Here is a 7,139-nt window from a genome sequence, read left to right on the forward strand (position 1 = left end):
ACCACGCTGCTGCGCGGGGCCAGGACCCCGCCCGACTGACGGTCGGCACACGCGCGTTGGCGGGTCCGGGTGCGCCGACGCAAGGTTGCCCGGGTCGTCCCCGGGCATTCCTGCGGCGGCGCCAGTCGGAGCAGGTGGCCGCGTACGGTGCATCGGCACGCAAGCCCTGAGCACGCCCAAGCCCCGCACCCCCGCGGCCCACCCCCGCGCCCAAGAGCGCGCCGTGGGGCGCCTTCAGCCGGCGCCCCACGACGCCCCGCGGCGGCGGGTCCGCTCAGCCCTGCAGCTGACCGCGGTAGCCGACCGGCCCCTCGCCCGGGAACTGCGCGGTCCCCTCGAAGTTGTTGCCGCCGTCGAAGAACGTGACGGAGCCGTTGCCGGCCTCGCCGCTCCACGTCACGGTCGTGCCCGTCGCGGGCGGTGCGTCCCCCGGGACCACTTCGTTCCGGTTCGCGATGCTGAGCGACAGCGGCTGGTCCTCCTGCCAGCCGCCGCCCCCTGTGTGGATCTCGGTGTCGTACGTGGCCATGGGCTCGTCCTTCCTGCGCCGACCTGCGGGCGGCAACTCGCGCGCCCCGCGCGGTTCTTCCCTCCCCAGGCGGCGAAGGCGACGGACGCAGGTGTTCCGCCTGCCGAAACCACCCCGGGGGAGGAGCCCCTGGACACAGGGGCGAGCCCATCGCCCCGACGGGCCGCCGCTCAGCAGTCGGACGGTGCCGGTTTCCCGGCCAGCCGGTTTTCCAGCCACAGGTACGCCGCCGGGTACGACGCCACCGCGCCGCCCACGTGCGTCGGCGCGACGTTCGTCGAGACGTCCACCGTCGCGCCCTTCGCGCACCAGTCCGCGACGAGCTCCTTCCCGACCGCGTACGGGATCACGTCGTCCAGCACGCTGTGCGAGACGAACACCGGGACCTCCGGCTTCCGCGCGCCGATCCGCTGCTCCTCGACGACCTCGCGCCACGGCGACGCGTTCATGTAGTCGGTGATGGGCCGGCCGTCGGCGGTGAGGGTCTTCGACTGCAGGAACGGGTAGCGCAGTACGGCCTCGGCCGTGCACGTCTCCGCCGCCTCGGCCATGACCTGCCTGCCGCGGTCGTTGAGGTACGGGTCGAGGTCGACGTCCGAGCCCTCGGCGAGGCCGGCGACGGCGAAGCCGAGGAACGCCGCGTACAGGGAGCCGTCGAGGTTGCGCCCGACCGCCGCGAGGTCCGCGGGGACGGCGCCGGAGGCGACGCCCTTGACGTCGAGGTCGGGGGCGTAGGAGCGGGCGAGTTCGGCGGCGGAGGCGGCTGCGCCGCCGCCCTGGGAGTAGCCGTAGACGGCGACGGGGCCGTCGTCGGGGAGGTTCGCGGCGGGCAGGCGCTGCGCGGCGCGTACGGAGTCGAGGACGGCCTGGCCCTGGACGGCGCGGTTCATGTAGGTGTGCAGGCCCGGGGTGCCGAGGCCCTCGTAGTCGGTCATGGCGACGCCGTAGCCGCGGGCGAGGAGGCCCTTGACGAACAGGCCCTCGTACTCGGTGCCGTTGGCGAGCTGGCGCGACGGCGCGCACTGGTCGCCGAGGCCCTGGGTGCCGGCGGCGTACCCGATGACGGGGCGCTCGCCGGGTCCTGACCAGGCGGACTTGGGGGTGATGACGGTGCCGGTGACGGCGACGGGCGCGCCCTGGCCGTCGGTGGAGCGGTACATGACGCGCTGGACGTTCGCGTCGACCTTGAGGGCCTTGAGCGGGTCGAGGTAGTAGACGGACGGCTCGGAGCGGATGACGTCGCCGTTGTCCGCGGGGAGCGTGGCGGGCGGCTCGTAGAACGGCGGCCGCTCCGCCGCCGTGGCGGCGGCGAGCGGGAGGGCGACGGTGGCGGCGACTGCCGCTGCGGTGGTGCCGGCGAGCGTGCCGAAGGCACGCCGGAGGGTACGGCCATGCATGCGGGCGACTCCTCGGAGTGCGACTCTGCCAACGGAAGTTACTGACTTGTCAGTAAGAAAGCGCGCCCTCCGCGGACATGTCAACCCTCCGCGCACGCACGGCCGTACGCCCCGTCCCCCGCACCCCGGGCGTCAACTGATGTCGAACAGCGGCCCGGTGAGGGTGAGCCCGAGGTCGTCGCCCACGTACGAGAAGAACCCGAACAGCATGAGCGCCGCCCCCGCCAGCGCGATGTTCTTGTTGAAGTGGACCATCTCCGTCTGCTTGGCCTGCCCGTCCTCCTCCTTCCAGAACGCGTGCATCAGCAGCGCGGTCGGCACCAGGAACACCACCAGCAGCAGCGCCCCGAGGTCCGCCCACACCCCCAGCAGCACGCTGAGCCCGCCCACCAGCAGCAGCACGCCGCTGCCGGCCGTCGCCGGCCCGGCCGCCGGTACGCCCTTGGCCGCGGCGTACTGTCCCATCTGCTTGGTCTGCGTCAGATGGCCGACCGCGGAGCTGAGGAAGAGGGGGACGAAGAGAATCCGGCCGATCAGTACCAGAACATCCATCGAAGCCTCCGGCCACGAGAAGTAGTTGAGGACACAACTATGCCCCGGGCGCGGCCGCGTCAAGCACAAGGGCGCCCCAGGAGTGCCCGTCGTGCGCGCCCGGCCCGTACGCCCCACCCGGTCCGGCGAAAATCACACCCGCCGCCGTACATCCATCGGGCACCCTCGTGAGTCCGGACAGGGAGCGGCGAAGCCGCCGCGCCTGCCGTGAGGCTCGCGCCGGCGCCGCGCGCAGCGCGCAAGCGCAGCGTGCACGCGCGCCGCGCACCGACATTCGGAGCATCGGAGCAACTGCCTTGACAACAACAGAACACAGCGTCCGCCCGCGCCGTACGGGCACCCGGTTCCGTAAGGCGACCGCCGGCGTCGTGGCCGCGGGTGCCCTGCTGGCCGTGGCCCCGATGGCCTCTCCGGCGAGCGCGGCCGAGGCCGCCGCCGCGCCCACGGTCTCCGCCAAGGGCGCGTTCCTGATCAACGGGTCGACGGGCGCGAAGGTCTTCGGCAAGGGATCCGACACCAAGCGGCAGGTCGCCAGCACCACGAAGATCATGACCGCGCGCGTGGTGCTCAGCCAGCCGAACCTGAACCTCGACAAAAAGGTCACCATCAAGCAGGCGTACCGTGACTACGTCGTCAACAAGGGCGCCAGCACCGCAGACCTGAAGACCGGCGACAAGGTCGCCGTCGGCACGCTGCTGTACGCGATGATGCTCCCCTCCGGCTGCGACGCCGCGTACGCCCTGGCCGACACGTACGGCTCCGGCAGCACCCGCTCGGCGCGGGTGAAGTCGTTCATCAAGAAGATGAACAGCAAGGCCGCCTTCCTCGGGATGACGAACACCAAGTTCGACTCCTTCGACGGCATCTCTTCCACCGGGAACAACTACTCGACGCCGCGCGACATGGCGAAGCTGGCGAAGAGCGCGTACGGCTACTCCGGCAAGTTCCGCGAGATCATCTCCAAGACGAAGGCCGTGCGCTACGGCACCGCGAGCAACGGCAACCGCCGCACGTACACCTGGCACAACACCAACCAGCTCCTCGGCTCCTACAGCGGCGCCAACGGCATGAAGACCGGCACCACCACGCCCTCGGGCCCGTGCCTGGTCTTCACCGCCAAGCGCGACGGCAAGGTCTACATCGGCGTGGTCCTCAACGCCAGCGACCGCTACAGGGACGCGGCCAAGCTCCTGGACTACGGCTTCGGCAGCCGCACGGCAAGCACGATGCAACTCCGCCAACTCCCGGAGAACGCCCAGCGCGACTGATCCCGCCCCGCGGGCCCGGACTGCGGTCCGGGCCCGCGAACCGGCCTCGGCGACACCGCCCGCGGCGTACTCAGTCCTCGATGTCCACGCCGTAGGAACGGGCGAGGGCGGCGAGGCCGTGGTCGTAGCCCTGGCCGACGGCGCGAAAGCGCCAGGCGTCCGCGCGACGGTAGATCTCGGCGAGGAGCAGGGTGCGCTCGGTGGTGGCGGCGTCGAGGGTCGCCTGGGCGACGGGAGGAGCCGCCGTGCCGGGAGCGGTCACGATCTCGATGGGTCCCACGTCGCCGAAGGTCGCGGCGCCGTCGATGGCCGCCGCGATCACGATCTTTCGGATACCGGGCCGCAGCCCGACGAGGTCCATCGTCACGGCCTGTTCACTGGGCGCCTCGGCGGCGAGGCGGACCGTGCCGTCCGGGTTCTCCGCGGCACCGTAGAAGACGAACTGGTCATCGCCGGGGACCTGTTCGTCGCCGTCCACGGCGAACGCGACCACATCGACTTCGCACGGGGTGGACTGCGCCCAGGAGGCGGTGAGGCTCCAGCCGGCCCGTTGGACCGTGGCCGGGAGGTCGACGACTCCGCCCCTGGGCAGCACGGCGGCGAGGGCCGGCCGCTCCTGCGTGTGCGCGTCCGCCGTCACCACCTCGGGTACCTGCCCCAGGAGGCGGCTGAGGGCGAGGCCGGGATCCGGGACGGGGCCGCTGTCGGGTGCGGCCAGCCAGTCCACGCTGTGGAGCGGTAGCCCGAGTGAGCGGATCCTCTCCATGCGCCGATCGTGCCTGCCGTCGCGCAGGCACAGCACGTCCGTCACGCGCGCCGACAGATTGACCGCGGCCGACGCTCCCAACTCCACGATACGGACCCGGGCGGCAGCGGCCTCGTCGTGACGTCCGCCCAGGACGAGCACCCTGCGCCCCGCCAGCGGCTTGTGCGCGCCCCCGGTCCCGGGCGGGGTACGTGTCGCACTGGGCAGCGCCGCCTCCCCGGCGGAGCGCGCAGGAGGCACGGGAGGCGCGAGGACCGGTGAGCGGGAGACTGCGGGCAGCGGCTCGGGCGATGGGGGCGAGGACGGACCGGGAAGCGCCCCCGCCTCCGGCGAAGCCGGCATCGGCGCCGCGCCCGGGGCTCTGCCTGGTCGTACGTCGCCCAGGAGGCGTACGTACGTGTGCTCGTCGAGCAACGGCACGCCCTCCGCCACCGCCCGTCGCAGCTTCGCCGACGAGGTGTCCCGGTCGTTGGTGACCAGCGCGCTCGTGTGCCTGCTCACCGAGGTCATCACGTTGAGCCCGGCTGCCACCGACCTGGCGATCAACTCCTCCCGGGAGATGTCGGTCTCCCCGGTGATCGCTATCTTCATGCCCTGCACCAACGGTGCGCCGTCGGTGAGCCGTCCGGGGTTGCCGAAGGCGCAGGGCGTCTTCGGTACGCGCGGCCTGTACTCCTGCCGCGGCGGACAGGCGACCAGCGGTAACGGCACGCCCAGACCGGCCGCGGACACCAGCGACCCGCGCAGGATGCCGGCCAGGACCCGGACGTCGTCCCCCGCGTCGTGAGGGCGCATCTGCCGCACGCCGTAGTAGGCGGCGAGTGTGTCGAGCCGCAAGTCGGCTGTCGGAGGCGCGATCTGGCGGTTCAGCGCGAGGGTGCACAGCCGCCGGGACACCGGCAGCCAGGAGCGGGCGCGCGCGAACTCGTGCGCCAGGAAGTTGTAGTCGAACTGGGCGTTGTGCGCCACCAGCACGCGGCCCTCCAGGAGCCCGCTCAGTCGGGTGGCGACCTCCTCGAACTTCGGTGCGCCGGCGAGCCGGTCGTGGGTCAGCCCGTGGACGTGGACCGGGCCGGGGTCGCACCCGGGGTCGAGGAGCGTCTCGTACGTGCCCGTCCGCCGTCCCTTCGGGTCGATCGTGGCGACGGCGACGGACAGCACCCGGTCCTGGCCGGGGCGCAGACCGGATGTCTCCACGTCGAGGAGCGCCCAGTCGTGTGCGTAGCCCGGATCCGTCGACCAGACGTCCTCGTTCACCTTCGTCGTCACGGCCCCCACCCCCTGTGCGCACCGATTCCCGCTGATCGGGACCTCGTCGGCGTGCGGATTCTGCCACCGGGGCGCCGCCGTGCCACGGGACCGTTCGGCCCTTACGGGGGCGTGTCGGAGCATTCCCGAACGAGAGGGGCGGTCCGCGGTGTTGCGGCCGCCCCCCTCCCGGGCTCGGGGCTACGTGAACAGGCGCAGTGGGATCGAGGCCGCCATCGCTTCCATGCCCGCGTCGTTCGGGTGCAGGCCGTCGCCGCTGTCGTATGCGGCCAGCAGGCGGCTCGGGTGGGCGGGGTCGCGGGTGGCCGCGTCGAAGTCGACCGTGCCGTCGTACTCGCCGGCGGTGCGGATCCAGTCGTTCACCGTCTGGCGGACCTCCTCGCGCTCCGGGGTGTAGAAGCCGAGGTCGTCGCCCTCCACCGGCAGGACCGTCGCGCCGTGGATGCGCAGGCCGCGGGCGTGGGCCTGGCGGATGAGGCTGCGGTGGCCGCTGATCAGCTCGGCGGCGGTGACCTCCTCGTCGCGGGGGGCGTCGCGGCCGGGGTGGCCGAGGTCGTTGATGCCGAGGAGGACGACGACGTGCCGGGCGCCCGGCTGGTCGAGTACGTCGCGGGCGAAGCGGCGGATGCCGGCCTCGCCGAAGTACGGGGCGTATTTCTCGGCGTTGGAGCCGGGGGGCGGGTTGGGGTCGCGGAGGAGGCGGTTGCCGCCGATGCCGGTGTTGAGGACGCCGGTGCCGGGGCGGCCCGCCTCGTCGCGGAGGCGGCGGGCCAGGACGTCGGGCCAGCGGCGGTTGGCGCCGACGGTGGTGGCGGAGCCGTCGGTGATGGAGTCGCCGAAGGCGACGATCGCCTGCCGGGAGCCGGTGTCCGCCCCCGCGTCGGTCCCCGGTGCGGCGCCGGCGACGGCGATGCCGGCGAGGAAGTACCAGCTGGTGACGGTGCGCTGGGGGTCGACGGCCGGCTTCGCGGCGACGTTCCCGGCGGCGACGTGGTTGCGCTGGAACGCCGACCTGTGCACGGTGTCGGCGGGCGTCGGCTGCGGCAGGTAGACGCTGACCGCGAGGTCGGCCGCCGTCGGTACGTCCAGCGACACCGGGTCGCTCCACCGCCGGGTGCCGGGCGCCAGCGTCACCGACGTACGGCCGCCGAAGCGCACCTGGCGGTCCGTGCCGGGTACGACGGCGGTGCCGTCGCCGGGGACGGAGCGGGCGACGCGGACCTCGCCGACGACGAGGGGTTCCGTGCCGTACCGGTTGGTGAGGCGGATGCGGAGTGCGCGCCCGCCGGCGCTGGTGTGGACGACCTGGCGCAGGGTCTGGTCGGCGAAGGCGGTGGCGTCGGCGGCGGGCGTCGTCG

Annotated in this window: 6 protein-coding genes; 1 reads left to right on the top strand and 5 read right to left on the bottom strand. The window is 73.0% G+C overall.

The genetic code is table 11. From position 1 onward, the window contains the following. Positions 1–274: 274 nt before the first annotated feature. From H5J30_RS12380 to H5J30_RS12390, 3 genes are all read right to left on the bottom strand, one after another. A complete protein-coding gene (locus H5J30_RS12380; RefSeq protein ID WP_181787487.1) occupies positions 275–529 on the bottom strand; it encodes a hypothetical protein in 255 nt (84 codons plus the stop codon). A 170-nt stretch (positions 530–699) separates the two neighbouring features. Beyond that, the gene (locus H5J30_RS12385; protein ID WP_181787488.1) at positions 700–1,926 is read right to left on the bottom strand and encodes a lipase family protein; all 1,227 of its coding nucleotides are present in this window, start codon (positions 1,924–1,926) and stop codon (positions 700–702) included. A gap of 132 nt (positions 1,927–2,058) precedes the next feature. Beyond that, complete coding sequence (locus H5J30_RS12390) at positions 2,059–2,478, bottom strand: DoxX family membrane protein (RefSeq protein WP_181787489.1); 420 nt, start codon at positions 2,476–2,478, stop codon at positions 2,059–2,061. Positions 2,479–2,879: 401 nt separating this feature from the next. On the opposite strand from H5J30_RS12390, the gene H5J30_RS12395 reads away from it, so the two are divergent. Next, a complete protein-coding gene (locus H5J30_RS12395) occupies positions 2,880–3,746 on the top strand; it encodes a D-alanyl-D-alanine carboxypeptidase family protein (protein WP_258563276.1) in 867 nt (288 codons plus the stop codon). Between the two features lie 70 nt (positions 3,747–3,816). Here H5J30_RS12395 and H5J30_RS12400 read toward each other — a convergent pair whose 3' ends face one another. Both H5J30_RS12400 and H5J30_RS12405 read right to left on the bottom strand, forming a co-directional pair. Continuing rightward, positions 3,817–5,781, bottom strand: coding sequence for a TerD family protein (locus H5J30_RS12400; protein WP_309505511.1), 1,965 nt, complete (start codon positions 5,779–5,781; stop codon positions 3,817–3,819). 180 nt (positions 5,782–5,961) lie between these two features. Next, positions 5,962–7,139, bottom strand: a 1,178-nt coding sequence (locus H5J30_RS12405) for an SGNH/GDSL hydrolase family protein (protein WP_181787491.1), incomplete at its 5' end; no start/stop codon positions are given.

Origin of the sequence: Streptomyces phytophilus, assembly GCF_013870535.1 — a bacterium.
Classification (GTDB): Bacteria; Actinomycetota; Actinomycetes; order Streptomycetales; family Streptomycetaceae; genus Streptomyces; species Streptomyces phytophilus.

What these genes read in the sequence shown, in the direction of transcription:
- H5J30_RS12390 (WP_181787489.1), bottom strand. Translation starts at nt 2,478, where the DNA reads ATGGATGTTCTGGTACTGATCGGCCGGATTCTCTTCGTCCCCCTCTTC.
- H5J30_RS12380 (WP_181787487.1), bottom strand. Translation starts at nt 529, where the DNA reads ATGGCCACGTACGACACCGAGATCCACACAGGGGGCGGCGGCTGGCAG.
- H5J30_RS12385 (WP_181787488.1), bottom strand. Translation starts at nt 1,926, where the DNA reads ATGCATGGCCGTACCCTCCGGCGTGCCTTCGGCACGCTCGCCGGCACC.
- H5J30_RS12395 (WP_258563276.1), top strand. Translation starts at nt 2,880, where the DNA reads ATGGCCTCTCCGGCGAGCGCGGCCGAGGCCGCCGCCGCGCCCACGGTC.